Source organism: Paracoccus sp. KR1-242 (assembly GCF_049446195.1).
GTDB lineage: Bacteria > Pseudomonadota > Alphaproteobacteria > Rhodobacterales > Rhodobacteraceae > Paracoccus > Paracoccus broussonetiae.
In genome coordinates, this window is the sequence record NZ_JBMSED010000006.1 from 159,203 (window position 1) to 183,953 (window position 24,751).

Annotated in this window: 24 protein-coding genes; 9 read left to right on the forward strand and 15 right to left on the reverse strand. The window is 64.4% G+C overall.

Annotation, left to right across the window (positions count from 1 at the left end):
* Position 1 precedes the first annotated feature (1 nt).
* Positions 2 to 271 carry a DUF3572 domain-containing protein gene (locus ACO2Q4_RS10590; protein ID WP_311758256.1) on the reverse strand — a complete coding sequence of 90 codons (270 nt, stop codon included), beginning with the start codon at positions 269 to 271 and terminating at the stop codon, positions 2 to 4.
* A 101-nt stretch (positions 272 to 372) separates the two neighbouring features.
* Between ACO2Q4_RS10590 and ACO2Q4_RS10595 the strand changes: the two genes are divergently transcribed.
* The 3 genes from ACO2Q4_RS10595 (at position 373) to ACO2Q4_RS10605 (ending at position 2,990) form a co-directional block, all read left to right on the forward strand.
* On the forward strand, positions 373 to 1,785 hold the full coding sequence (locus ACO2Q4_RS10595; protein WP_423319160.1) for a diguanylate cyclase domain-containing protein: 1,413 nt from the start codon (positions 373 to 375) through the stop codon (positions 1,783 to 1,785).
* A 78-nt stretch (positions 1,786 to 1,863) separates the two neighbouring features.
* On the forward strand, positions 1,864 to 2,301 hold the full coding sequence (locus tag ACO2Q4_RS10600) for a DUF983 domain-containing protein (RefSeq protein WP_311758254.1): 438 nt from the start codon (positions 1,864 to 1,866) through the stop codon (positions 2,299 to 2,301).
* Entirely contained in the window at positions 2,298 to 2,990 is a 693-nt protein-coding gene (locus tag ACO2Q4_RS10605) for an NUDIX domain-containing protein (RefSeq protein ID WP_423319163.1), read from the forward strand. The genes ACO2Q4_RS10600 and ACO2Q4_RS10605 overlap by 4 nt, the downstream gene beginning before the upstream one ends.
* Before the next feature lie 3 nt (positions 2,991 to 2,993).
* Here the strand turns inward: ACO2Q4_RS10605 and ACO2Q4_RS10610 are convergent, their stop codons facing one another.
* The 8 genes from ACO2Q4_RS10610 to ACO2Q4_RS10645 form a co-directional block, all read right to left on the reverse strand.
* Positions 2,994 to 3,764, reverse strand: a complete 771-nt coding sequence (locus tag ACO2Q4_RS10610; RefSeq protein ID WP_423319165.1) for an enoyl-CoA hydratase-related protein — start codon at positions 3,762 to 3,764, stop codon at positions 2,994 to 2,996.
* 65 nt (positions 3,765 to 3,829) lie between these two features.
* Positions 3,830 to 4,282, reverse strand: a complete 453-nt coding sequence (locus ACO2Q4_RS10615; RefSeq protein ID WP_311758251.1) for a cytochrome c-type biogenesis protein — start codon at positions 4,280 to 4,282, stop codon at positions 3,830 to 3,832.
* A gap of 5 nt (positions 4,283 to 4,287) precedes the next feature.
* Complete coding sequence (locus tag ACO2Q4_RS10620; RefSeq protein ID WP_423319167.1) at positions 4,288 to 6,252, reverse strand: heme lyase CcmF/NrfE family subunit; 1,965 nt, start codon at positions 6,250 to 6,252, stop codon at positions 4,288 to 4,290.
* A gap of 86 nt (positions 6,253 to 6,338) precedes the next feature.
* A complete protein-coding gene (locus ACO2Q4_RS10625; protein ID WP_423319169.1) occupies positions 6,339 to 6,869 on the reverse strand; it encodes a holin family protein in 531 nt (176 codons plus the stop codon).
* On the reverse strand, positions 6,860 to 7,471 hold the full coding sequence (locus tag ACO2Q4_RS10630; protein ID WP_423319171.1) for a holin-associated N-acetylmuramidase: 612 nt from the start codon (positions 7,469 to 7,471) through the stop codon (positions 6,860 to 6,862). The genes ACO2Q4_RS10625 and ACO2Q4_RS10630 overlap by 10 nt, the downstream gene beginning before the upstream one ends.
* Positions 7,472 to 7,548: 77 nt before the next feature.
* Positions 7,549 to 7,992, reverse strand: coding sequence for a cytochrome c maturation protein CcmE (ccmE, locus tag ACO2Q4_RS10635; RefSeq protein WP_423319173.1), 444 nt, complete (start codon positions 7,990 to 7,992; stop codon positions 7,549 to 7,551).
* Between the two features lie 18 nt (positions 7,993 to 8,010).
* Positions 8,011 to 8,823, reverse strand: a complete 813-nt coding sequence (locus tag ACO2Q4_RS10640) for a glutamate racemase (protein ID WP_423319175.1) — start codon at positions 8,821 to 8,823, stop codon at positions 8,011 to 8,013.
* 64 nt (positions 8,824 to 8,887) lie between these two features.
* Entirely contained in the window at positions 8,888 to 12,286 is a 3,399-nt protein-coding gene (locus ACO2Q4_RS10645; protein ID WP_423319176.1) for an indolepyruvate ferredoxin oxidoreductase family protein, read from the reverse strand.
* Between the two features lie 156 nt (positions 12,287 to 12,442).
* On the opposite strand from ACO2Q4_RS10645, the gene ACO2Q4_RS10650 reads away from it, so the two are divergent.
* The 3 genes from ACO2Q4_RS10650 to ACO2Q4_RS10660 all read left to right on the forward strand — a co-directional run bounded on the left by ACO2Q4_RS10650 (position 12,443) and on the right by ACO2Q4_RS10660 (position 16,790).
* On the forward strand, positions 12,443 to 13,345 hold the full coding sequence (locus tag ACO2Q4_RS10650) for a LysR family transcriptional regulator (protein WP_311758245.1): 903 nt from the start codon (positions 12,443 to 12,445) through the stop codon (positions 13,343 to 13,345).
* Positions 13,346 to 13,699: 354 nt separating this feature from the next.
* A complete protein-coding gene (gene purL / locus ACO2Q4_RS10655) occupies positions 13,700 to 15,871 on the forward strand; it encodes a phosphoribosylformylglycinamidine synthase subunit PurL (protein WP_423319179.1) in 2,172 nt (723 codons plus the stop codon).
* 100 nt (positions 15,872 to 15,971) lie between these two features.
* Positions 15,972 to 16,790: a GNAT family N-acetyltransferase gene (locus ACO2Q4_RS10660; RefSeq protein ID WP_423319181.1), complete on the forward strand. Its 819-nt coding sequence runs from the start codon at positions 15,972 to 15,974 to the stop codon at positions 16,788 to 16,790.
* Here ACO2Q4_RS10660 and ACO2Q4_RS10665 read toward each other — a convergent pair.
* The 6 genes from ACO2Q4_RS10665 to alr all read right to left on the reverse strand — a co-directional run bounded on the left by ACO2Q4_RS10665 (position 16,787) and on the right by alr (position 21,972).
* Positions 16,787 to 17,725 carry a hemolysin family protein gene (locus ACO2Q4_RS10665; RefSeq protein WP_311758242.1) on the reverse strand — a complete coding sequence of 313 codons (939 nt, stop codon included), beginning with the start codon at positions 17,723 to 17,725 and terminating at the stop codon, positions 16,787 to 16,789. The two genes, ACO2Q4_RS10660 and ACO2Q4_RS10665, sit on opposite strands and share 4 nt — an antisense overlap.
* Positions 17,722 to 18,246, reverse strand: a complete 525-nt coding sequence (gene ybeY, locus ACO2Q4_RS10670) for an rRNA maturation RNase YbeY (protein WP_311758241.1) — start codon at positions 18,244 to 18,246, stop codon at positions 17,722 to 17,724. Before ybeY ends, ACO2Q4_RS10665 begins: the two co-directional genes overlap by 4 nt.
* Positions 18,239 to 19,342, reverse strand: a complete 1,104-nt coding sequence (locus ACO2Q4_RS10675; RefSeq protein WP_311758240.1) for a PhoH family protein — start codon at positions 19,340 to 19,342, stop codon at positions 18,239 to 18,241. Before ACO2Q4_RS10675 ends, ybeY begins: the two co-directional genes overlap by 8 nt.
* 118 nt (positions 19,343 to 19,460) lie before the next feature.
* Positions 19,461 to 20,198 (reverse strand): ABC transporter ATP-binding protein, encoded by a 738-nt coding sequence (locus ACO2Q4_RS10680; protein ID WP_423319183.1) that lies wholly within the window; start codon positions 20,196 to 20,198, stop codon positions 19,461 to 19,463.
* Positions 20,198 to 20,956 (reverse strand): MlaE family ABC transporter permease, encoded by a 759-nt coding sequence (locus ACO2Q4_RS10685; RefSeq protein WP_311758238.1) that lies wholly within the window; start codon positions 20,954 to 20,956, stop codon positions 20,198 to 20,200. Before ACO2Q4_RS10685 ends, ACO2Q4_RS10680 begins: the two co-directional genes overlap by 1 nt.
* Entirely contained in the window at positions 20,953 to 21,972 is a 1,020-nt protein-coding gene (gene alr, locus ACO2Q4_RS10690) for an alanine racemase (RefSeq protein ID WP_423319288.1), read from the reverse strand. Before alr ends, ACO2Q4_RS10685 begins: the two co-directional genes overlap by 4 nt.
* Before the next feature lie 153 nt (positions 21,973 to 22,125).
* Between alr and ACO2Q4_RS10695 the strand changes: the two genes are divergently transcribed.
* From ACO2Q4_RS10695 to ACO2Q4_RS10705, 3 genes are all read left to right on the forward strand, one after another.
* Positions 22,126 to 23,658, forward strand: a complete 1,533-nt coding sequence (locus tag ACO2Q4_RS10695; protein WP_395132370.1) for an acyl-CoA carboxylase subunit beta — start codon at positions 22,126 to 22,128, stop codon at positions 23,656 to 23,658.
* Positions 23,659 to 23,681: 23 nt separating this feature from the next.
* Complete coding sequence (locus tag ACO2Q4_RS10700) at positions 23,682 to 24,359, forward strand: DUF6497 family protein (RefSeq protein ID WP_395132369.1); 678 nt, start codon at positions 23,682 to 23,684, stop codon at positions 24,357 to 24,359.
* A gap of 181 nt (positions 24,360 to 24,540) precedes the next feature.
* Positions 24,541 to 24,675 carry a hypothetical protein gene (locus ACO2Q4_RS10705; RefSeq protein WP_311758234.1) on the forward strand — a complete coding sequence of 45 codons (135 nt, stop codon included), beginning with the start codon at positions 24,541 to 24,543 and terminating at the stop codon, positions 24,673 to 24,675.
* Positions 24,676 to 24,751: the final 76 nt, after the last annotated feature.

Consider the following 24,751-nt stretch of genomic DNA (forward strand, 5'->3'; position numbering starts at 1 on the left):
CCTACCAGGGATCGCCCCCGCCCAGAACCGCACGGGCCATCAGCACCCGCTGCGGCTGGATCCCGGCATCCGCCGCAAAATCCAGCACGCGCTGATCCTGCTCCAGCAGAAAATCCAGTACGAATTGCGCGAATTCCGGACGCCCGGCCATGCGGCGCAGCCCGGCCACATCCGTTCCCGACTGCGCCAGCAGGGCCGAGACAAGCTCTGCATCCCCGGCGATATGGCTGAACCCGGCATCGGCGATGTCGCGGGCCTCGGATGGTGTCATGCGCGTGTCGTCTTTCTCAGCTTTCCCGGAGGACCGGAAACCATTTCTTAATCTTTGCGGCGGCAAGATGCGCGCAAGGGCAAGAGGTGTAAAGCAGACAGATGAACGTAGCTGGACGCATTCTGGTCGCAGACGGCGCGCCGAAGACGCGGATCAAGATGAAGGCGCGGCTCAGTTCCGCCTGCTACGACGTCACCGCCGCCGGTTCGGGGGTCGAGGCGCTTCGCATGGCCGCATTGGTCCAACCGCAACTGGTGCTGATCGGCACCAGCCTGCCCGACATGACCGGCGCCCAGCTTTGCGCCCAGTTCCGCACCCAGTTGGACGGAGCCGAGATTCCGGTCCTGGTCCAGGTTCAGGGTCCGCAGCGCATCGCCGCGCTGCAGGCTGGGGCCTCGGCACTGATCGACGGCATGGACGACGACCTGACGCTTTTCGCCCGTATCCGCGGCCTGATGCGGGGTGACGGCCAGTCGGACCGCGGCGGCATCGGCACGCATCCCGATTTTGGAATGGCCGAACCGGTGGCCGAGTTCCGTCATGATACGCGGCCCAGGGCAGTCTTCGTGGCCGGGCAGCCGGCCATCGCCCTTGGCTGGCAATTCTCGCTGCGGGACAGGCTGGATTTTTCGATCTCGATCAGCGACCCGGACCGTGCCCTGTCGCAAGCAGCGCGGGGCCACGTGCCCGACCTTTACCTGATCGCGGGGGACATCCAGCAGCCGGGCGACGGGCTGCACTTGTTGTCCGAGCTACGCTCTCGGCCGATGTCGCGGGATGCGGGCTTCGTCGTCGCGCTTCGTCCCGATCGGGCTGACCTGACCGCGATGGCGCTGGACCTGGGGGCGGGCGATGTCCTGACCTCGGACCTGACACAGCCCACCGCAGCGATCGAGGCAGCGATCCGGATCGAAGGGCAACTGGGCCGCAAGCTGGCATGTGACCGCAAGCGCGAGGAAACGCGACGCAACATGCGGTGGGCGATGACGGATCCGCTGACCGGGCTTCACAACCGTCGCCACGCATTGCCCCGCCTGGCCGAGCTTTTCGCCAACTCGCTTCGCCACGGAGGCGGGCTTGCCGTCATGTTGCTGGATCTTGACAGGTTCAAACTGGTGAACGACCTGCACGGCCACGCGGCAGGCGATGCCGTCCTGCAGGCCGTCGCCCATCGTATGACCGCCAGCCTGCCCCCCGATGCCCTGATCGCCCGGATGGGGGGAGAGGAGTTTTTGGTCGCCCTGCCCGATTGCGACGCCCAGACCGCTCATTTGCTGGCCGAGGATGTGCGTCGTGCCATTGCGGCGCCTGCCATTCCCCTCCCCCCGGAATCCGGCACGGGCGCATTGTCGATCACGATCTCGGCCGGGATCGCGGCATTCGATCGCGGCCCTGCGTCAGCAAACGACCTTGACAGCGCGCTGCTGCTGGCGCGGGCGGATCGCGCGCTTCTCAGCGCGAAATCGTCGGGCCGGAACCGGATCGTGGTCGCGCCCGCTGCCCTTGCCGCCTGAGGCCCTGCGACATTCGGACCGCTTTCATTTCGGGCCATGGCACCCTAAATAGGGCGGGAACGGAAAAGGAATGTGCGAATGTCCGGACACACTGCATATCCCACCACCGACAGGCCGCTGAAGCCTGCCCTGCTGCGCGGGGCGATGCGGCGTTGCCCGGCCTGCGGCCAGGGCCCCCTGTTTCACGGTTATCTGACCGTCCGCGACCATTGCGATCAATGTGGCGAAGATCTGTCCCATCAGCGTGCCGATGACGGGCCGGCTTACCTGACGATCCTGCTGGTCTCGCATCTGGGCGCGCCGCTGTTGCTGGCGATCTATATCGCCTTCCGCCCCTCGGCGATGGCGATGCTGATCGGCTTCGGACTGGGGGCGATCATCCTGTCTCTGGCTTTGCTGCCGGTGATCAAGGGGGGCTTTGTCGGCTTCCAATGGGCGCGCCGGATGCATGGCTTTGGCGACGCCCCCCCGTCGCGGGCCGAACCGGTCCATCGCGAAAAGGTTCCCGCCGCGTGACGGACGCCCCCGCCGACACACCGATCCGGGACGCCGCGACGGTGATCGTCCTTGACCGCAGTAGCCCGAACGGCCCGACGGTCTTGATGGGGCAGCGGGGATCCGGTGCGGCCTTCATGCCCTCGAAATATGTATTCCCGGGCGGCGCTGTCGATGCAGCGGATGCAGATGTGCGCTTTTCGGCACCGTCAGATCCTTCGCAACACCACCGTCTTGCGGCCGAACCGGCCCGGGATCCGGCTCCCACCCCCGAAAGCCTGCTGGCCGCCGCCCTTCGCGAACTGGCCGAGGAAACGGGAATGCTGACTGGCGCTGCTGGTCCCGCACCCGAAGGCTGGGACCATTACGCGCGCGCCGGACTAAGCCCGGATCCCGCTGCGCTGATCTTTCTGTTCCGCGCCATCACGCCGCCGGGCCGGACCCGGCGTTTCGACGCGCGGTTCTTTCTGCTGGACGCAACCCGTCTGCACGGCGACCGCAACGATTTCAGCGCCGCCTGTGATGAGCTTTCGCACCTGCACTGGGTCCCCCTTGATGAGGCGCGCGCACTGGACCTGCCCTTCATCACCGAGGTGGTGATGGCCGAAGTCGCGGCGATTGCCCGCACTCCGGCCCAGCTGGCCCCGCCCGAGGCCGTGCCCTTCTTCGACAATCGCGCGCGCAAGCCGCGTTTCCTGCGAATCCGCTAGGATTCAGCGCCCCGAAAATTTCGGCCGGCGCTTTTGCAGGAACGCCCCGACGCCCTCGGCGAAGTCCGCCGTCGCGGCCATGCGCGCCTGTAGCCGGGCTTCGACCGCAAGCTGTGCCTCGATCCCGTTCGACGCGGATTCAAGGACGGCCTCGCGGATTGCAAGATAGGATTGCGTCGGACCCTGCGCCAGCATTGCCGCCCTTTCGGCGACGCGGGATTCGAACTCGGCATCCGCGACGGCTTCCCAGATCAGGCCCCAATCCGCAGCCTGACGCGCACTGACCGGCTCGGCAAAGAACATCATGCCCTTGGCTCGCGCCGTTCCCACCGCGCGCGGAACGATGAATGTCCCGCCCGCGTCTGGGATTAGGCCGATGCGGCTGAAGGCCTGCACGAAACTGGCGCTTTCCGTCGCGATCACGATGTCCGTGGCCAGCGCAAGGTTCGCCCCCGCCCCGGCAGCCACCCCGTTCACCGCAGCAATCACCGGCACCGGAGCCGAGGTGATCGCCTTCAGCATGGGTTCGTATTCTTCGCGCAGGATACGCTCGACATCCATGCCTGCGGATGCATCGGTCAGATCCTGCCCCGAACAGAAAGCGCGTCCGGTCCCGGTCAGCACGACGCAGCGCGTGCCAGGGGGCAAAGCGGTCAGCGCGGCCGCGATCTCAAAGCGCATCCGGCTGTTCAGCGCGTTCATGACCTCGGGCCGGTTCAACGCGACCCGGGTGATATCATCCTGATGCAAAACGGCAATGGTCTGATAGGTCATGCGTCCTCCGCTGGCTTGGCGGCATCCTGACCGCAGTGGAGGGCCCGGAAAAGCGCGACCTCGCGTCAGTCGCGCATCAGTCTGTCCAGCCGTGCGCTTTCCTCGGGGTCCAGCGCCTCCTCATCGGGTTCGCCACGCCTGCGCGAGCCGATGAAGCGCCACGCGACCAGCAGGGCCAGCAGCGCCATGACGGGTCCAGCAAGATACAGCACCCAGTTGATCCCGCGCGCCCGCGGCTCGAACAGGACATATTCGCCGAAGCGATCGACGACCGCATCCAGCGCTTCGGTGTCGCTGTCGCCCGCGACCAGCCGCTCGCGCAGGTAAAGCCTCAGATCCCGGCTGATCGGCGCGTTGGATTCGTCTATCGTCTCGCCCTGGCAGACCGGACAGCGCAGGACCTGCGAGATCTCCCTTGCCCGCGCCTCAAGCGCAGGGTCGGACAGCATTTCGTCCGGCTGAACCGCAAGGGCGGGCGTCGCGACCAGCAGCGACAGGCAAAGCAGCAGAAAGCGCATCCCCCCTACTCCGCGGGGCCGGCAAGCGGCGCAAGCCCGCTGCGTGCGCCGGCGGCCACGCGATAGCGGCGGTCGGACAGGCTGACAAGCCCGCCAAGCGCCATGAAGAAGGCGCCCAGCCAGATCCAGCTTGCGAAGGGTTTGACATAGCTGCGCACCGCCCAGCCCCCACCCTTTTGCGGATCCCCGATGACCAGATACAGGTCGCGGAACAACCCGTTCTGGATCGCGGCCTCGGTCGTGGGCATACCCTGGACTGGGTACAGCCGCTTTTCGGGGTAAAGCACGGCGACGGACTGCCCGTTGCGGGTCACGCTCATTCTGGCGATGGTCGCGTCATAGTTGGGGCCAGGCCGGTCCTCGACCGATTCAAGGGTGATGTCATAGCCACCGACATTGAAGGTCTCACCGACCTGAGCCACGCGGATATCCTCGACCTGCCAGGCCATCAGCAGGCTGACGCCGATGAATGTGACCCCAAGCCCAGCATGAGAGATCGCCTTGCCCCAGTCCGCGCGCGGCAGACGCCACAGGCGCTGCAGGCCTGACTTGCCCGTGCGCAACCACAGATCCATTGCCGCGCCCACGATAAGCCACGACCCCAACGCCGCACCGATCACCGCCAGCGCGGAATTCCCCGTGGACAGCGCATAAACCAACCCAGCCACTGCCAGCGCCAAGACCAGCGGGGCGCGCAGCGACGGCAGCACCTTTTCCAGTCGCCCTCGCTTCCACGGCAGAATGGCTCCCAAAGGCAGAACCAAGGCCAGCACGATCATGAAGGGCGTAAAGGCCTTTTCGAAGAAGGGCGGACCAACCGACAGCTTGCGATCCCACAGCATTTCGGCCACCAGCGGCCAGATCGTCCCGATGAAGACTACGAAGGCCGCGACCGCCAGCAGGATGTTGTTGAGCACAAGCGCGCCCTCCCGCGATACGGGAGAGAAGGCGCTTTTCGACTGCATCGCTCCTGCGCGGAACGAATACAGCACCAGCGCTCCACCAACAAATACCGCCAAAATCGCCAGGATGAAGACGCCTCGTTTCGGGTCATTGGCAAAGCTGTGGACCGAAGTGATGACGCCAGAGCGCACGATGAATGTGCCGATCAGCGAAAAACCGAAGGCCATGATCGCCAGCAGGATAGTCCAGCTTTTCAGCACCTCGCGCTTTTCGACGACGATGGCCGAATGCAGCAGCGCGCCCGCCAGAAGCCAGGGCATGAAGCTGGCATTCTCAACCGGATCCCAGAACCAGAAGCCGCCCCAACCCAGTTCGTAATAGGCCCACCACGACCCAAGCGCGATGCCGATGGTCAGAAAGATCCAGGCGGCCAGGGTCCAGGGCCGCACCCAGCGCGCCCAGGCGGCATCCACCCTGCCCTCGATCAGGGCGGCGACGGCAAAGCTGAAAGCCATCGAAAGCCCGACATAGCCGAGGTACAGGAACGGCGGATGGAAGGCGAGACCGGGGTCCTGCAACAGCGGGTTCAGGTCACGCCCGTCGAACGGAGCATTCTCAAGCCGCAGGAACGGGTTCGAGGTGAACAGGATGAACGCCAGGAACGCCGCGCCGATCGCGCCCTGGACAGACAGCACCCGCGCCCGCAGCCGGGGGGGCAGATGGACGTCGAACACAGCCGCCGCCGCGCCGAACAGCGCAAGGATCATCACCCATAGCAGCATCGACCCTTCGTGATTGCCCCAGACGCCCGAGATCTTGTAGATCATCGGCTTCGCGGTATGCGAATTCTCATAGACGAGACGCACCGAAAAATCCGAGTTAACGAAAGCAAGTGTCAGCGCGACAAAGGAAATCGCGATCAGCCCGAACTGGGCCAGTGCGGCCGGACGGGCGCTTTCGATCCAGCCGGTCCAACCACGAGCCGCACCGATGAACGGAACCGTCATCTGGAACACGGCTACGGCAAAGGCAAGGATCAGGGCAAAATGGCCGATTTCCGCGTTCATTGGTTCCTCCGGACAGGTTGGCGGAGGATAACGATCTCAGCCCGGGCAGGCCAGCCCTTGCAGCCACCCGGGCGATCACAGCCTGGCTAGTTTCGGCCGTAGGACTGCGCCCAATCCCTCAGCGCAGCATTATCCGCGAAATCCCCAGAATTTGCGGTTGTCAGTGAGGGCGGCGATCCCTGCCCGGTGTCGGGCCCCGCGGGGGTCTTGCTGCCCGGCCGTGGCCGGGCGCGAAAGTAATGCGCCTCTCTTGCGCCGAAATAGAAACTGATGATTGCGCCAAGCAGCCACCACAGCGGTTCCGGGACAAGGTTGAGGTTCGTCATCCGCAATCCGAACCCCACCGGCTCAACCATCGCATAGACGAAAAGCGCCAGCGTTCCCATGGTCAGGACCGGGCGCGGCAGCCGGTTCAGTCCGTCAACGAACCCGTCGAACCATGTCCGGGGCTTGGGTGGAGTAAAATCTACGGCGCACAGGCTGCATGACACCACCTCGTCATCTGCCCCCGTCTGCCGCGCCGCGCCTTCGCACAGGATCTCTGCCACGCCACTTGCGGCATTCGCCACCACTGCGGCGGTGCCGTTGCTTCCCAGCACCCGCTCGATCATGCCCATGCCGCGGTCCTTTTCTGATGTTCCGCCAGCGTCAGGTGATACCTGGCCGAGACGAACTCTTCGGCGCGCAGGATCCAGCCACCCTTGCCGCCGGACGCGGTGCGGGCATATTTGCGGCTGGCCGGTCGCGCATCCGCCAGCGCGTAATAGTAATTGCGGCGGGCGATCCCGTAGGCATCGGGCAGATAGCCGGCGGCAGCAACATCGGCACGACGGGCGGCATCGCTGGTGCGCGGCCCGACGATGCCGTCATCCGTGGCCGCAAACCCCATCCGGCTCAGCAACCGTTGCAGGATGCGCACGGCATTCGATCCGGCATTCACATACATGTCGAAAACCGGCGCCTGCACCGATTGCGGCAGATCACCCAGGCGCGGCGTGCGGAAATAATGCTCAACAAAAATCCGCTGGGCATCCGATCTGGTCAGCGCCTTCACATCGGCACTGTCGACCTTTCCGTCCCCCGTCCGGTCCATCCCCAATCGCTGCAATGTGGCCAGCGTCACCCCGTATTTCGTGGCCCCTCCGGGATCGTCGGGATCGTTCACATAGCCGCCTTCGCGCGCGACGATTTCGGCTGCGATCTGGTCGATTGTCTTCATCTGGCGCCCCTTTCCACAAGCTGCGGAAAGGCTGGCGCCGGGCGGTTAACGTCTCGTTAACCCGACGCGCGTTGCGCCTAGCTGTTTGGATCCTCGTAGACGCCCTGCGCTTTCAGCGAGTCGATGACTTCGCGCGGCATATAGGTTTCGTCATGCTTCGCCAGGATCTCGGAGGCGACAAAGGTGTCACCCTCCATCTGGCCGGTCCCGATCATTCCCTGACCCTCTCCGAACAGGTCGGGCGGAACGCCGGTGAAACTGACGGCGACCGAGGCCCCGCCATCTGTCACTCGGAAAGTGACGGTTTCGCCCGCACCACGGACAAGGGTACCTTCCTCGACAAGCCCTCCGAGGCGGAAAACCTCACCCGGCCGCGGCGGGTTTTCGGTCATCTGGCTTGGCGCGCGATAAAGGTTGATGCCATCGCGGAAGCCATAGCCGATCAGCCCGACCGCCAGCACCAGCGCAACCGCCGCGGCGACAAGGATCTGGATACGGCGCTTTTTCTTAAGCGATTTCATCGTTCAAAAACCATTTATTCAGGCAGCTTCAAAGTGGATGGCCTGACGCATGAACTGCGTGGCCTTGCCCGAGACCCGTTCCGGATCGCCGGTGGTCAGGAAGCGTGAGACGGTGCCAGTCCCCCGGAATTCGGGCCGACGTTTGAGGTAATCGTCAAGGCTTTCGGCGACCAGGTTCGCCTGGGAATAGACCTTGACCCGCTGCCCCAGCGCCTTCTGGAAGGCGGCCTGCACCAGCGGATAATGCGTGCAGCCAAGGATCGCGGCCTCTGGGACGGGCATCCGGCGCAGCAGCGCCTCGACATGGCTGGTCACAAGCGCCTCGGCCAGGATCTCGTCGCCCATTTCGATCGCATCGACGACACCGCCACAAGGCTGCGCCTCGACATCGACGCCGATGGCGCGGAAGGCAAGCTCGCGCTGGAAGGCGCGGCTGGCGACGGTCGCCGGCGTCGCGAACAGGGCGACGTGCTTCACCTCGACCTCGCGCGGGGGGGAGTTGTCGCCCCAGCGGCGCTCGGTCAGCGCCTCGATCATCGGGACGAAAACGCCTAGGACGCGCTTGTTCGCGGGCAGCCAGGTTTCCTGCATGCGCTTCAATGCGGCAGCCGAGGCCGTGTTGCAGGCCAGGATCACCAGGTCGCAACCTTCGGCCCAAAGCCGTTCGACGCCGGCGCAGGTCAGGTTGAAGATGTCGTCGGCATCGCGCACGCCATAGGGGGTGTGCTTGTTGTCGCCAAGATAGACCAGCGGCAGATCGGGCAACCGGGCGGCAATGGCGTCCAGCACCGTCAGACCACCAAGACCCGAATCGAATACGCCCACCGCCATGATCAGCCTCCTGCTTGCGACGGGCCCTTTTAGGCTGGAGCGCGCGCGAACGCCACGATATATGTCATTCGGCGGCCTGTGCCAGCGGCGAACCACCTTTGCGGAAGGCGTCCAGCAGCGCCAGACGCCGCTCGGCGGCGCCGGCTGCGGCAGCATCCTTGACCGGTCCATAGCCTCGCACGCTCAATGGTAATTCGGCCAACTCGCGCGCCAGTCCCATGGTGGCCGGACCGACGGCGGACAGGACTTCGCGCATGTCGCGTTCGAACTCGGCAATCGCCGCGCGCTCGGCCCGACGCTCGGCACTGCGGCCAAAGGGGTCAAGCGCGGTGCCGCGCAGCCCCTTCATGCGTGCGAGCAACCGGAACAACGGCACGATCCAGGGACCGAATTCACGCTTCAACGGACGCCCGTCCGGGTCGCGCCCCGGCAGGAACGGAGGCGCAAGGTGAAAACCAAGCCGCGCATCGCCCTCGAACTCTTCGGCAAGCTGGTCCGCGGTCGTCAAGTGAAGGCGCGCGACCTCGTATTCGTCCTTATAGGCCAGCAGCTTGTAATATCCCTGCGCCACGCTGTCGCGCAGCTCGGGCGGTGCCAGGTTCACCAGTTCACGGAAGCGGCGGGCCAAGGCCTCGTCCTGATAATCCACCAGCCGCGCCGCGCGATATTCGACGGGGTCCACCACCTCTGCCTGCTCCGTCGGAGCGCGCAGAAGGGCTTCGGCAGCGTCACGCTCCACCATGGCCCAGCGACCGACCTGGAAGGCGCGCTGGTTTTCGGCAACCTTTGCGCCATTCATCTCGATCGCTTTCAGGATCGCGCTCTCGGTCAGGGGGACCAGTCCCTGCTGCCATGCGGCGCCCAGGACCAGCATGTTGGAATAGATGGAATCCCCCAGCAGCCGCAACGCCAACGTCGAAGCATCAAGGAACGAGACCCGGTCCCCAAGCCGCGCCTGCAGCGAAAGGCGCAGCCGATCCGCGGGGATCTGGAAGTCGCGCTTGCGGGTGAATTCACCGGTAATGATCTCGTGATCGTTCACGACCGCACCAGTCCGGCCCTTGGTCATCAGGCCGATGGTCTTGGCCCCCGCCGTCACCACAAGGTCGCCACCGATGATGCAATCAGCTTCGCCCACGGCGACGCGGATTGCGCTGATATCCTCGGGGCGGTTGGCAAGGCGCAGGTGGATATGGACAGCGCCGCCCTTTTGCGCCAGCCCCGCCATCTCCATCATGCCCGCGCCCTTGCCGTCGATATGGGCGGCCTGTGCCAGAACCGCGCCGATGGTCACGACACCCGTTCCCCCGACCCCGGTGATGACGACGTTATGCGTGCCGCTGATCGCGGGCAAAGCGGGGGCTGGCAGGTTCGGCAGGTCCAAAGCGGCGGCCTCGGGCTTTTTCAGCTTGGCGCCCCGGACCGAGACGAAGCTGGGGCAGAAGCCTTTGACGCAGGAATAATCCTTGTTGCAGCTCGACTGGTCGATGGCGCGCTTACGTCCCAGATCGGTATCCTTGGGCACGATCGAGACGCAGTTGGACTGCACCCCGCAATCGCCGCATCCTTCGCAGATGTCGGGGTTGATCCAGATGCGGCGGTCGGGATCGGGGAACTTGCCGCGCTTGCGACGGCGGCGCTTCTCGGCAGCACAGGTCTGGATGTAGACGATGGCGCTGACGCCCTTGACCTGCTCCAGCTCCTTCTGCACCGCCAGCATCGAGGCCCGCTCCTCGAACCGCAGGCCCGAGGGGAACTGTGCGCGGTCGATCTCTTCCTTTTCATCATAGACCGCGATCACCGGCGATACGCCCATCGCCTGCAACTCGCGCACGATCTGCTGCGCCGTCAGCCCACCTTCGTTTGGCTGGCCGCCGGTCATGGCCACAGCATCGTTGAAAAGGATCTTGTAGGTGATGTTCGCGCCCGCTGCCTTGGCCGCACGGATCGCCAGAGATCCTGAGTGGTTATAGGTTCCATCCCCAAGGTTTTGAAAGACATGGGGTCTTTTGCTGAACGGCCCCTCGCCTATCCAGTTCGCGCCCTCCCCCCCCATATGCGTGAAGCCGACGGTGTCCCTGTCCATCCACTGGACCATATAGTGGCATCCGATACCGGCATAGGCGCGGGCGCCTTCGGGCAGACGGGTCGAGGTATTGTGCGGACAGCCCGAACAGAACCACGGCGTCCGGGTCGCGATCTCGGGGGCGTTGTCGTTGCGACGCACTTCGGTCAGGCGTTGCAGGCCGGCCTTGATCCCCTCGGTCCCGCGCCCCTCCTCGATCAGGATTCCGCCCAGCTTTTGCGCAATCATCACCGGGTCCAGCGCATAGCGGGTCGGAAACAGCTCTTCCCGCGTGCGGTCATGCTTCCAGCCAAGGACGCGTCGCCCGTGGCGGTTGTCGAAGATCGCCTCCTTGACCTGGATTTCAATCAGCTTGCGCTTTTCCTCGACGACGACGATGACCTCCAGCCCCTCGGACCATTCCTGAAAGGATTTCATGTCCATCGGCCAGGTCTGCCCGACCTTATAGGTCGAAATTCCCAGCCGGTCCGCCTCGGCCTCGTCAATGCCCAGCAGGGACATGGCATGGACAAGGTCCAGCCAGTTCTTGCCCGCCGCGACAAAGCCGATATGCGCACCGGGTTTGTTCCAGACCGGGCGATCGATGCGGTTGGCGCGGGCAAACGCTTCGGCAGCGAAGCGCTTGTAGTCGATCATCCGCGCTTCCTGCGCTACGGGCGTGTCCCCCAGCCGGATGTTCAGCCCGCCTTCTGGCATGACAAAATCCGGCGTCACGAACTTCATGCGGAAGGGATCGCCATCGACCACGCTGGTGGCCTCAACCGTGTCCTTCATGGTCTTCAGACCGGTCCACACCCCAGCGAAGCGCGACAGAGCAAAGCCGTAAAGACCGAAATCAAGGATTTCCTGCACGCCTGCAGGAGAAAGGACGGGAATATAGGCATCCACCATGGCCCAGTCCGACTGGTGCAGCACGGTCGAGCTTTCGCCGGTGTGATCGTCACCCATCGCCATGATGACGCCACCATGCTTCGACGATCCGGCCATGTTGGCGTGACGCATCACGTCGCCCGTGCGATCCACCCCCGGCCCTTTCCCGTACCACAGCGCAAAGACGCCATCATGGCGCCCCTCACCCCGCAATTCGGCCTGCTGGCTGCCCCAGATCGCGGTCGCGGCCAAATCCTCGTTGAGACCCGGCTGGAACAGGACCTGCGCGGCCGTCAGTTCCTTTTTCGACTTCATCATCTGCAGGTCGACGCCGCCCAGGGGCGAACCGCGATAGCCGGTGACCAGCCCCGCCGTATCCAGCCCCGCCGCACGGTCTCTCGCCGATTGCATCAGCATCAGTCGAACCAGCGCCTGCGTCCCGTTCAGTAGAACGTGACGCTTCGTCAGATCGAATCGGTCCGCGAGGGAAAAATCCTGCACACTCATCTGGCCCTCCCAAGCTTGATGACTGGTATGGAGGCATTGTAGGTCAGCCTAGCTGACCGATAAAGGATTATCTTGCGCCCTCCCATATTGTCCGGTTGCACCTATATGCTAAGGGTTGCGAAAATTGCATGGCTGATAGAACACGAAAGCAATATTATGGATTGGGACAAGCTTAGAATATTCCACGCCGTCGCGGATGCGGGCTCGCTCACCCATGCGGGCGACGTGCTGCATCTGTCTCAATCCGCCGTCAGCCGCCAGATCCGCGCGCTTGAGGATTCGCTGGGCACCACACTGTTTCACCGTCACGCGCGCGGCCTGATCCTGACCGAACAGGGCGAATTGCTGTTCGAGGCGACGTCATCGATGGTGCGCAAGCTTGACACCACCGCCGCCCGGATCCGGGACAGCGAGGAAGAGGTGTTCGGTGAACTCAAGGTCACGACGACCACTGGCTTCGGGACCATGTGGCTGGTGCCGCGGCTGGCCAAGCTTTACGACCGCTACCCCGATCTCAAGATTGACCTGATGCTGGAAGAGCGCGTTCTGGACCTGCCCATGCGCGAGGCCGACGTTGCCATCCGCATGAAGGAGCCAGCGCAGCAGGACCTGATCCGGCGGCGGCTTCTGAACATCCGGATGCGGCTTTATGCTACGACCGAGTATCTTGAACGCGCGGGAACGCCGGAAACGGTCGACGACTTGCGCCCGCATCGCCTGATCTGCCAAAGCCCGCAAACGCCGCAGGTCAGCTCGGGGGCGGTGCTGGTCCAGCAGTTGCTGACGCACAACCTGACCTCGATGCTGATGGTCAACAACTATTTCGGCGTGCTTCAGGGCGTGCTGAACCATGTCGGCATCGGCGTCCTGCCAGATTACCTGACCGCCGACTTCCCGAATCTGACCCGCGTCCTGCCCGAGATCGAGTCCGGCGAGGTTCCTGTTTTCCTGGCCTTCCCAGAGGAATTGCGCACCTCGCGCCGCGTCACGGCCTTCCGCGATTTCGTGCTGGAAGAGATCCAGTCGATCCGCCGCCTACAGTCGGAAACCGATCTGTGACGGGTCCAGCGTTCCCCTGCGTCATGGGCATGTCGGACAGCCATTCGTTAACTGCATATCCGGCATGTCATATCTGCGGCCTTTCATCCTTGAATGGTTCGCTTACTGCACATATCTGAGGCTGCGAAGGAGATGGTTTGAGGAAACTCTCATCACCTTCAACCTCCCTGTTGGACTTAGGCCGGGCTTTATGCCCGGCTTTTTTTTTGCCCGTTCGGCAGCGACCGCCCGGACCAGAAAACAGGCCTTTGGCTGGCCATCCGCATCATCCTTGACCGATGCTGCGCGCGGCCCCTTTCCTAATGCCCCGCCGCCGCTTAAAAGGCCCCGAAATCCGGGGAAAAGGGCGCGAAAATGAACGAACCGCAGATCACCGAAGACCTCATCGCCGCGCATGGGCTGAAACCCGACGAATATCAGCGCATCCTTCAGATCATCGGACGCGAGCCGACCTTCACCGAGCTTGGCATCTTCTCAGCCATGTGGAACGAACATTGTTCCTATAAATCCTCGAAAAAATGGCTGCGCACCCTGCCCACCACCGGTCCGCAAGTCATCTGCGGCCCCGGCGAGAATGCGGGCGTCGTCGATATCGGCGACGGTCAGGCCGTGGTCTTCAAGATGGAAAGCCACAACCACCCGTCCTATATCGAGCCGCATCAGGGCGCAGCGACCGGTGTCGGCGGCATCTTGCGCGACGTGTTCACGATGGGCGCGCGCCCCATCGCCGCGATGGACGCATTGTCCTTTGGCCGTCCCGAACACCCCAAGACCTCGCATCTGGTCAAGGGCGTGGTCGAGGGGATCGGCGCCTATGGCAACGCCTTTGGCGTGCCGAACGTGGGCGGCGAAGTGCGCTTCCACCAATCCTATGACGGCAACTGCCTTGTGAACGCCTTCGCGGCGGGCCTGGCCGATGCCGACAAGATCTTCTACTCGGCGGCGTCGGGCGTCGGCATGCCAGTCGTCTATCTGGGTGCCAAGACCGGCCGCGACGGCGTCGGCGGCGCGACCATGGCCTCGGCCGAGTTCGACGACACGATCGAGGAAAAGCGCCCGACCGTGCAGGTCGGCGACCCCTTCACCGAGAAATGCCTGCTCGAAGCCTGCCTCGAACTGATGCAGACCGACAGCGTGATCTCGATCCAGGACATGGGTGCTGCGGGTCTGACCTGCTCGGCCGTGGAAATGGGCGACAAGGGCGGTCTTGGTATCAAGCTGAACCTCGAGGCCGTGCCCCAGCGCGAAGCCAACATGACCGCCTATGAGATGATGCTGTCCGAAAGCCAGGAGCGGATGCTCATGGTGCTAAAGCCCGAGAAAGAGGCAGAGGCTCGCGCCATCTTCGTGAAATGGGACCTCGACTTCGCCATCGTTGGCGAGACCATCGCCGAGGACCGCTTCCTGATCCTGCACCATAACGAGGTCAAGGCCGACCTGCCGTTGTCGAAACTGTCCTCCAGCGCGCCGGAATATGACCGCCCGTGGGTCGAGACCCCCGCAGCCGAGGCGCTGCCCGCCTTGCCCGCGATCACGCCCATCTCGGCACTGAGGGCCCTGATCGGCTCGCCCAGCTATGCCCACAAGGCGTGGGTCTGGGAGCAATATGACACGCAGGTCGGCGCCGACACCGTCCGCCGCCCCGGTCTGGGCGCCGGCGTTGTGCGCGTCCATGGCACCGAAAAGGCGCTGGCCTTCACCAGCGACGTGACGCCGCGCTACGTCAAGGCAAACCCGTTCGAGGGCGGCAAGCAGGCCGTGGCCGAGGCTTACCGCAACCTGACCGCCTGCGGCGCGCTGCCGCTGGCGACGACCGACAACCTGAACTTCGGCAACCCCGAAAAGCCCGAGATCATGGGTCAGCTCGTCGGCGCGATCAAAGGCATCGGCGAGGCCTGCGCCGCGCTCGACTTCCCGATCGTGTCGGGTAACGTCTCGCTTTACAACGAGACGGATGGCAAGGGCATCCTGCCGACCCCGACCATCGGCGGCGTCGGTCTGATCGCCAATCTCGACGACCTGATCGCGGGCCTGCCCTCTGCGGGCGATGTCGCCATCGTGATCGGCAGCACTGTGGGACATCTGGGCCAATCCGCCCTCGCGGCCGAAGCTTTCGGGATCGAGGCGGGCGATGCCCCCCATGTCGATCTGACCGCCGAGCGCAAGCATGGCGAGTTCCTGCGCGCCAATGGCAAGCTTTTCTCGGCTGCGACCGACCTGTCGGATGGCGGCCTTGCACTGGCGGCGTTCGAGATGGCCGAGGCCGCAGGTCTGGGCCTTGCGCTCGACTCGTCGGATATTGCCCAGCTTTTCGGCGAGGATCAGGCCCGCTATCTGGTCGCGGCGACCGAAGCCAATGCCGGAAAGCTGGCCGAAGCCGCGACGGCAGCGGGTGTGCCGGTTGCCGTCGTGGGACGCTTTGGGGGCGAGACCGTCACCTTTGGGACCGATGCCGCGCCGCTGACCGAACTCTCGGCGCTTTATCGCGGCGCCTTCGTCGAGCAACTGAACCTCGCCATCGCCTGAACGAACTAAGGCCGGGCCAAGTGCCCGGCCTTTCCTTTGTCGCAATGGCCCTTGGCGCGCGACCCTGCTAGCCTGCCCGCAATTGAAAGGACCCCCTGACATGAGCGGCTGCGCCTGCGGACATCACCACCCCCATCATCATCATGCACCGGCCACTGGCGGGGTCGAGATCACGCTGTCGCGCCCGCTGGTCGCGCTGTCGGGACGGCTGACCTGCGCGGACATGGCGCAAATGATGCTGGCGCTGGACCTGCTGCCCGATCATGTGAAGCTGAGCCGGGCCGAGCCGGGCAACCTGCGCTTCGATCTTGCCCAGACCGAAGATCCGCTGGTCTGGCGTCTGGACGAACTTTTCGCCGATGCCGAGGCCTTTGCCGCGCATCAGTCCCGCACCGCGGCCAGCGACTGGGGCCAGCGCAGCCGGGATATTACCCGCGACTTTGAGCGGACAGAGACCCTGCCCCGCATCCGCCCCGAACACCCGCTCGAGGCCGCGGCAATTTCGGAACTGCTGCGCCAGTCCTTCGGTGGCGGGGACGAGGCGCGACTGGTCGAAATGCTGCGCGATCAGGACGACCTGACGCTGTCGCTGGTCGCTGAAGCGGCGGGCTGCATCATCCTTGGACATGTCGCGCTGTCCCCGCTGCAGGCCGAAGGACCGGCGCTAGCCCTTGCCCCCGTGGCCGTCCACCCGGCCGTGCAGAGGCGCGGGATCGGGGACGCGTTGATCCGCGCGGCGTTGGCCGCGGTTCCGGGGCATACGATCGTGGTGATGGGCGATCCGGCCTATTATACCCGCTTCGGCTTCCAGCCAGTGGACCTGGACTCGCCCTATGCCGGACCCTATCTGATGGCACTGGGCCCGGCGCTGCCCAAGGGCAGCGCCATCACCCATGCAAGGGCCTTCTCGGCGCTTTAACCGGCCTGCGGTTCGGGATCCGCCTGCATGGGTTCGGCCGCCCTTGGCAGACGCAGGCGGACGCGTTTCACGCGGCGGGGATCGGCATCGATGATCTCGAACTCGACGCCGCTTTCATGGGGGACGACCTCTCCCCTGACCGGAACGCGACCGGTCAGCATGAAGATCAGCCCGCCCAGAGTGTCGATCTCCTCCTCTTCCGAGGAAAGCCGCAGTCCGGTTTCAGCCTCGACCTCCTCAAGCGGGGCACGGGCTTGCACCAGCCATTGACCGGGTTGCTCCAGCATCAGCAGGCCGCCGTCGATCTCGTCATGCTCGTCCTCGATCTCGCCGATAACTTGCTCGATCAGATCCTCGATGGTGACGACGCCATCGACCCCGCCATATTCATCGATCACCATCGCCATGTGGATGCGTTTCTGCTGCATCTGCTGCAGCAGCACGCCGATCGGCATTGAAGGCGGGACGTAAAGCAGCGGACGCAAAAGCGGGCGCAGCGCGAATTTGGCGGGCGTCGCGGCACCGAAGCCGTATTTCAGCGCCAGATCCTTCAGGTGGATCAGGCCCAGCGGGCTGTCCAACGTGCCCTTGAAGACCGGGATGCGCGAGAACCCGTGCTCGCGAAAGATCTCGACCAGCTCCGGCAGCGTCGAGGTGACCGGAACAGCCACGATTTCCGCCTTGGGCACCGCAACGTCATCGACGCGCAGTCGCCGCAGGTTGACCATGCCAAGCGCAGTCTTGCTGGGGCCCTTTGCCCCCGCACCCTGCGGGGACGAAGGCTCGCTTTCGGCTTCACCTCCGCCGAAAGCACCAAGGATACGGCCAAGAAAGCCGCGCGATTGCGGAAGATCCCGCCCGTCACCGCCGACGCCATCCGCCCAAGAGGCCGGGTCCGCGGAAACGGGGGTGTCGGGACTTCGATCGTTGCTCATGTTTCCAGTTCCAGATAGGGGTCAGGTATGCCAAGGCTGGACAGGATCGACCGCTCGGCATCCTCCATTGTCTCTGCATCCTGATCGTCGATATGATCATATCCCGCAAGATGCAGGATAGCATGGACCAGCAGATGGGTCGCATGGTCGGCAAAGGGCTTGCCCTGCGCCTCGGCCTCGCGCCAGCAGGTATCGAACGAGATCGCGATATCGCCCAGTTCGTCGACCTCGGGCAATTCGGGAACCTCGCCCGGCGCACGCAGGTCGAATTCGATCGCGGGCCAGCTCAGCACGTTGGTGGGGGTCGGCTTGTCGCGGAACTCGGCATTGAGGCCGGCGATGCGCGCATCGTCGCAGCCCATGACCACGATCTGGAAATTTTCCAGCCCCAGCCAGGAACCGACGGCACGCGCTGCGCGCTGCGACATGCCCAGCAGATCGGCATCGTCCCAGCGGGCGTCCTCGATCACAAGATCAACGATGCCCGGACTTTGCTCGTCATGCGCGAAGTGATCAGACATCCGCCTGTCCCCCGGTCGTCGCGACAAAGCGCGGTTCCCGGCGCGGGATGCGCTGTCCGCGTTCGTCGAATGCCTCGCCGCGTGCCAGCGCCGCCTCGGCTTCTGCATCATAGGCCTCGATGATGCGCGCGACCAGAGAATGGCGCACGACGTCCTTGGCGGTGAAATAGCTGAAGCTGATACCCTTGATGTCCTTCAGGATCTTCTCGGCATCGACCAGACCGGAATGGATGCCGCGCGGCAGGTCGATCTGCGTACGGTCGCCCGTGATGACCATCCGAGAACCTTCGCCAAGACGAGTCAGGAACATCTTCATCTGCATGGTGGTGGCGTTCTGCGCCTCGTCCAGCACGACGAAGGCGTTGGACAGCGTCCGCCCGCGCATGAAGGCCAGCGGTGCGATCTCGATCCGCTTTTCTTCCATCAGCTTCTGCATCTGCTTCGAGGGCAGAAAGTCGTTCAGCGCGTCGTAAAGCGGCTGCATGTAGGGATCGACTTTTTCCTTCATGTCGCCCGGCAAAAAGCCAAGACGCTCGCCCGCCTCGACGGCGGGGCGGGACAGGATGATCTTGTCGACATGGCCACCGATCAGCATGGTGACCCCGACTGCGACCGCCAGATAGGTCTTGCCCGTCCCGGCCGGACCGATGCCGAAGGCCAGTTCGTTCGCGAACAGGTTGCGGACATAGTCCTTTTGCGCTTCGGTCCGGGGCTCGACGGTCTTCTTGCGGGTGCGCAGCTCGATATGCCCGGTCTGGAACATCTCAAGCTGCTCGGCCGGCGTCATCGGCTCCTGCGGCTGTTCAACGCCCATGCGCAGCGCGGCCTCGATCTCGGGCAACTCGACATGGCGACCCTGTTCAAGGCGGGCATAAAGTGCTCGCAGCACCTGCGCAGCCTCGGCCTGCGCATCGGCGGGGCCGACAACGGAAAGCAGGTTGCCGCGGCGGAGGACATGAACCTTCAGTGCCTCCTCGATCCGCGCCAGGTGACGGTCATGAGGGCCGCACAGATCGATCAGCAACCTGTTGTCGTGGAATTCCAGCAGGGTTTCGCCGGCAGTGGTGGTCGCGGGGGCAGTCGGGGAAAGACCCAAATTCGTCTCCGGTCAGGTCAGGAACACAATCTTCATGGTTGCAACTGCGCGGGATTCGCACAAGACCCCGTTCCGAGATGACGCGGATCTGCGCAGGCGCTGGTGCATATATAAGCATTCATGCGCCGGCTTGCGACCCCGGCACAAGGGCCCGACCGGCGATGAAATCCCGCAGGTATTCATCCTCGGCCGCATCCATGTCCGAAACCGGCCCCTGCCAGCGGATGCGCCCGCGATCCAGCAACGCCACGCGGTCGCCGATGCTGCGCACCGAACTCATGTCATGGGTAATGGTGATCGCGCTGGCGCCGGTCTCATCCACGATGCCGCGGATCAGGGTATTGATGGCAGCGGCGCGGATCGGGTCCAGCCCGGTTGTCGGCTCGTCAAAAAAGATCACGTCCGGATCCGCGGCGATGGCACGGGCCAGCCCGGCGCGCTTTCGCATCCCGCCCGACAACTCGGCCGGGTAAAGATCGGCGACCTCGGGGCCAAGGCCCACCCGGGCCAGCTTGTCCAGGGCAATCGCCCGCGCCCTTGCCTTCGGCATCTCGCGCAGCAGGCGAAAGGCGACGTTGCGCCAGACCGGCAGGCTGTCAAACAGCGCCGCGTTCTGGAACAGCATCCCGAAGCCCTGCATGAAGGTGGCGCGCTGATCGGCAAGCGGCCTGCCGTTCCACAGGATCCGGCCTGCATCCGGCCGTTCAAGGCCAAGAATCGACCGCAGCAGCACCGATTTCCCGGTCCCCGAGCCGCCGATGACGACAAGGCTTTCGCCCCTCGCCAAAGTCAGGTCGATGCCGTCCAGAACCCGCTTTGGCCCGAAGCTTTTGGTCAGGCCCTGCACCTCGATCATCAGAAGAACAGCCCCGTCAGAACGAAATTCGCGGCCAGGATGCCGACCGAGGCCGCGACAACCGCGTTCGTGGTGGCGCGCCCCACCCCGGCTGCCCCATTCCCGGCGTTCATGCCGAACCAGCACCCTGACAGTGCGACGACGAAACCGAAGAAGCCGCCCTTGATCAGACCAGAGACCACATCCCAGCCTTCAAGATAAGCCCAGCTGTTCGAAAGATACGTGACCGAGTTGAAGCCAAGCGCGTTGACCCCGATCAGCCAGCCGCCCATGATCCCGATCACGTCGCCGACCCCGACCAGCACCGGCAGGGACAGGATCGCCGCCCAAAGCCGGGGCGAGACCAGCCAGCCGACCGGATCCGTCGACAGCGTCACCAGTGCATCGACCTGTTCGGTGACGCGCATCGTTCCAAGCTCTGCCGCGATCGAGCTTGCGACGCGCGCCGCAACCATCAGCCCGCCCAGGACCGGGCCAAGTTCACGCGCCATGCCGATGGCGACGATCGCAGGCACCACGTCCGAAGCCTGGAACCGCTCGCCCCCCGAATGGATCTGAAGCGCCAATGCCGCGCCGGTGAACAGCGCGGTCAGCCCGACGACGGGAAGTGACAGCCAGCCGATATGCAGGATCTGGCGCAAAAGCTCTGCCGGATGCGCGCCGACGCGCGTCAGGCCCTGCGCTGCAAAAATGGAAACCCGGCCCGTGGTCCGGGTCAGCGTCATCGCAGCCCTTCCGATCAGCCGGACTGGCGTCACGAATAAGTCCGTGCGTAGCGTTGCCCCAGCGAGGTCAGGATCTCGTATCCGATGGTTCCCGACAGGTCGGCCAAGGCATCGATCCCCTGCGCCGCGTTCAGGATGGCAAGCTTTTTCGGAATGTCCGGCAGGTCGGTGACGTCAACGGTGATCAGATCCATCGAGATGCGGCCCACAACCGGGCAGGCGCGCTCACCCGCCCAAAGCCGCAACTCTCCTTGACGCGCGAGGGCCCGCGCCAGCCCGTCGGCATAACCCGCTGCGACGGTCGCGACGCGCGAGGGCCGTTTCGCGGTCCAGCTATAACCATAGCCTACGGATTCCCCTGCCTTGACGTCGCGGGTCTGGATCACCGGCAGATCAAGGCTCAGGACCGGGCGCGCCTCGGCAAAGGGCAAACCGCCGTACATGCCGACGCCTGGCCGCACGATGTCGAAATGGTAATCCGCACCCAGAAGGATTCCACCAGTCGCCGAAAGCGAACGCGGAACGCCGGTTCCGTCGGTCATCGCGCGGAACGCGGCCAGCTGTTCGGCATTGGCAGGATGTTCGGGTTCGTCGGCGCAGGCCAGGTGCGACATCAGAAGGCTGGGGCCAGCCGCCAGCGCTTCGGACCGGATCGCGGCCCATTCGCCCGGCTCCAGCCCCAGCCGGTTCATGCCGGTATCAAGCTGCAGGCCGAACGCGCCGCGCGGCCGCAGTGCACGGTCGCGGAAAAACTGCTCGGGGCTGTTCAGAAGCGGGATCAGGCCCGTCAGATCCTGGCCATCCATGTGCCCGGACAGGACGAAGATGCGGGCATCATCGCCCAGCAGGGGACGCAGGGCGCGCCCCTCGGCCGCCAGAGCGACGAAGAACTCGCGCGCTCCGGCCTCGTAAAGCGCCGGCGCGACCCGCGCCGCGCCAAGCCCATAGGCGTCCGCCTTGACCACCGCCGCCGCGCGCGCACCGGGCGCCCGCTCGGCCAGCGATTTCCAGTTGGCCTGAATGGCCGAAAGATCGATGCTCATTCCCATGTGCAGCGGCATGGCCCGTGGCCCGGCTTTCGTCAAGGGCTTTACATTTTGCTGTTTGCACGTCGAGCTTGCAAACGACTTTGCAAATATTCGCAATTCTACTTTCCGCAATGCGGCACAGGTTCTACCTTGCCGAAAAATGGGGGACCGCAGATGAAGGACATCCTTGGCCAACTTGAAGCCAAACGCCGCGATGCAAGGCTTGGCGGCGGCCAAAGGCGCATCGACGCCCAGCATGCCCGCGGCAAGCTGACTGCACGCGAACGGCTGGAGTTGCTGCTGGACGAGGGCTCCTTCGAGGAATTCGACATGTTCGTCCGTCACCGTTCGGTCGATTTCGGGATCGACGCGGACCGCCCGTATGGTGACGGGGTCGTGACGGGCTGGGGAACGATCAACGGCCGCATGGTCTATGTCTTCTCGCAGGATTTCACCGTTTTCGGTGGCTCGCTGTCCGAAACCCACGCCCAGAAGATCTGCAAGATCATGGACATGGCCATGCAGAATGGCGCACCGGTGATCGGGCTGAACGATTCGGGCGGTGCCCGCATTCAGGAAGGCGTCGCCTCGCTTGCCGGCTATGCCGACGTGTTCCAGCGCAACGTGCTGGCCTCGGGCGTGGTGCCGCAGATCTCGGTCATCATGGGTCCATGCGCGGGCGGCGCGGTCTATTCACCGGCGATGACCGACTTCATCTTCATGGTGAAGGACACGTCCTATATGTTCGTGACCGGTCCCGATGTCGTGAAGACGGTAACGAATGAGGTCGTGACCGCCGAGCAGCTTGGTGGCGCATCGACCCACACCAAGAAATCCTCGGTCGCCGATGGCGCCTTCGAAAACGACGTCGAGGCAATGACGGAAATTCGGCGCTTGGTCGATTTCCTGCCGCTGAACAACCGCGAAAAGGCCCCGACCCGGCCCTTCTTCGACGATCCCCACCGGATCGAGACCAGCCTTGATACCCTGATCCCCGACAACCCGAACCAGCCCTATGACATGAAGGAGCTGATCCTGAAGGTCGCGGACGAAGGCGACTTCTACGAAATCCAAAAGGATTACGCGGGCAACATCATCACCGGCTTCATCCGCATCGAGGGCCAGACCGTCGGCGTGGTCGCGAACCAGCCGATGGTGCTGGCGGGTTGCCTTGACATCGACAGTTCGCGCAAGGCCGCGCGCTTTGTGCGCTTTTGCGATGCGTTCGAGATCCCGATCCTGACCTTCGTGGACGTGCCGGGTTTTCTGCCGGGAACCGGGCAGGAATATGGCGGGGTCATCAAGCACGGGGCCAAGCTTCTGTTCGCCTATGGCGAGGCGACGGTGCCCAAGGTCACTGTGATCACCCGCAAGGCTTATGGCGGGGCCTATGACGTCATGGCGTCAAAGCACCTGCGCGGCGACTTCAACTATGCCTGGCCGACCGCCGAAATCGCCGTGATGGGGGCAAAGGGCGCGGTCGAGATCCTGTATCGCAGCGAATTGGGGGATCCCGAAAAGATCGCCGCCCGAACCAAGGATTACGAGGACCGCTTCGCCAATCCCTTCGTGGCCGCCGAAAAGGGTTTCGTGGACGAAGTCATCCAGCCCCGCTCGACCAGACGCCGCGTCGCAAGGGCATTTGCCAGCCTGCGCGGAAAAAAGCTGACCAATCCTTGGAAAAAGCACGATAATATCCCGCTGTGATTGGACAGCCCGGAGAAGATTTGATGACACGTCCCGCAGCGGTATGCGCAAGCCTTGCCCTGTTGGCCCTGCCCGCAGCGGCAGAGATCAAGGGCGACGCGAACGAGGCGATCAGGCTGCCTTCGGGCGCCGTCGCCTATTGGCAGGAAACGCTGCACGACAGCGCGGGGGGGACAGGCCTGACCTATCGCTTCCGTTTCGTAATGCCCGACCTTGCCGCGCGCGTCCCCTCGACCGAGGGATCGGCGACGGAACCCGATGACGCCGACCGCGCCCCGATCGAGATCGACACCGAAACCGCCGAGGTTCAGGGCGGGGATGGCAGCGACGCCGATGCCAATGGGGCGGGCGAATACCTGGACGACAGGTCGGTCGAGATCGGTGCAGCGACTCCGGACGCAGACCCCGCTGCCGCCGATGTCCAGGCTGAGGAGGACGCCGACGCGATGGTCGACGAACCCGCGCTTCCGGCGGCGCCGGACGCGTTGGCGCAGGATCCGGTTCATGACGATGTCGTGTGGCTTTGTGAAAACTGGGTGCTGCCACGGATCGCCAGCCCCGGCCCCCGGCCGACGCAGATCATCGTCAGCCTGGCCGACAAGAAGATCTCGTTCGGAACCTATGATCCTGATGTCCTTCAGCTTTTCGAGGCGTTCCGCCTGCCCGCGGATCGCAATGCCTGCGAATGGGAACCCTGGTGATGTGCCCTTGCCCTGCTGATGCAGCCCTGCCACAGCCCTGCAACCCCGGCGCCATTCGTCCGGGCCCTGCCTGTGCCATCCCGGACCCGGTCTATATGGTCGGTCAGTGGTCGCCCAGAGTGGCCGAATCTCAACCGAGCAGTCGGGATCTTGCGGTCCCGCTCAACAGGAGCACGACAGCATGTCGAAGAAACTTGCCCTGGCCCTGGTCCTTGTCGGCCTGGCCGCAGCCTGCGCCAAGAAAGAGCCTGAAGTCATCACCCCCGCGCCGGTCACGACCGAGCCGGTCTTCCAAGGCAAATACGGCGCCAACTAAGCCTTTTGCCAAGCGCGGGCTGCATGGCGGCCCGCGTCTCGCACGCTCGGCCCGTTGCCCGCTTGAACACCTTATT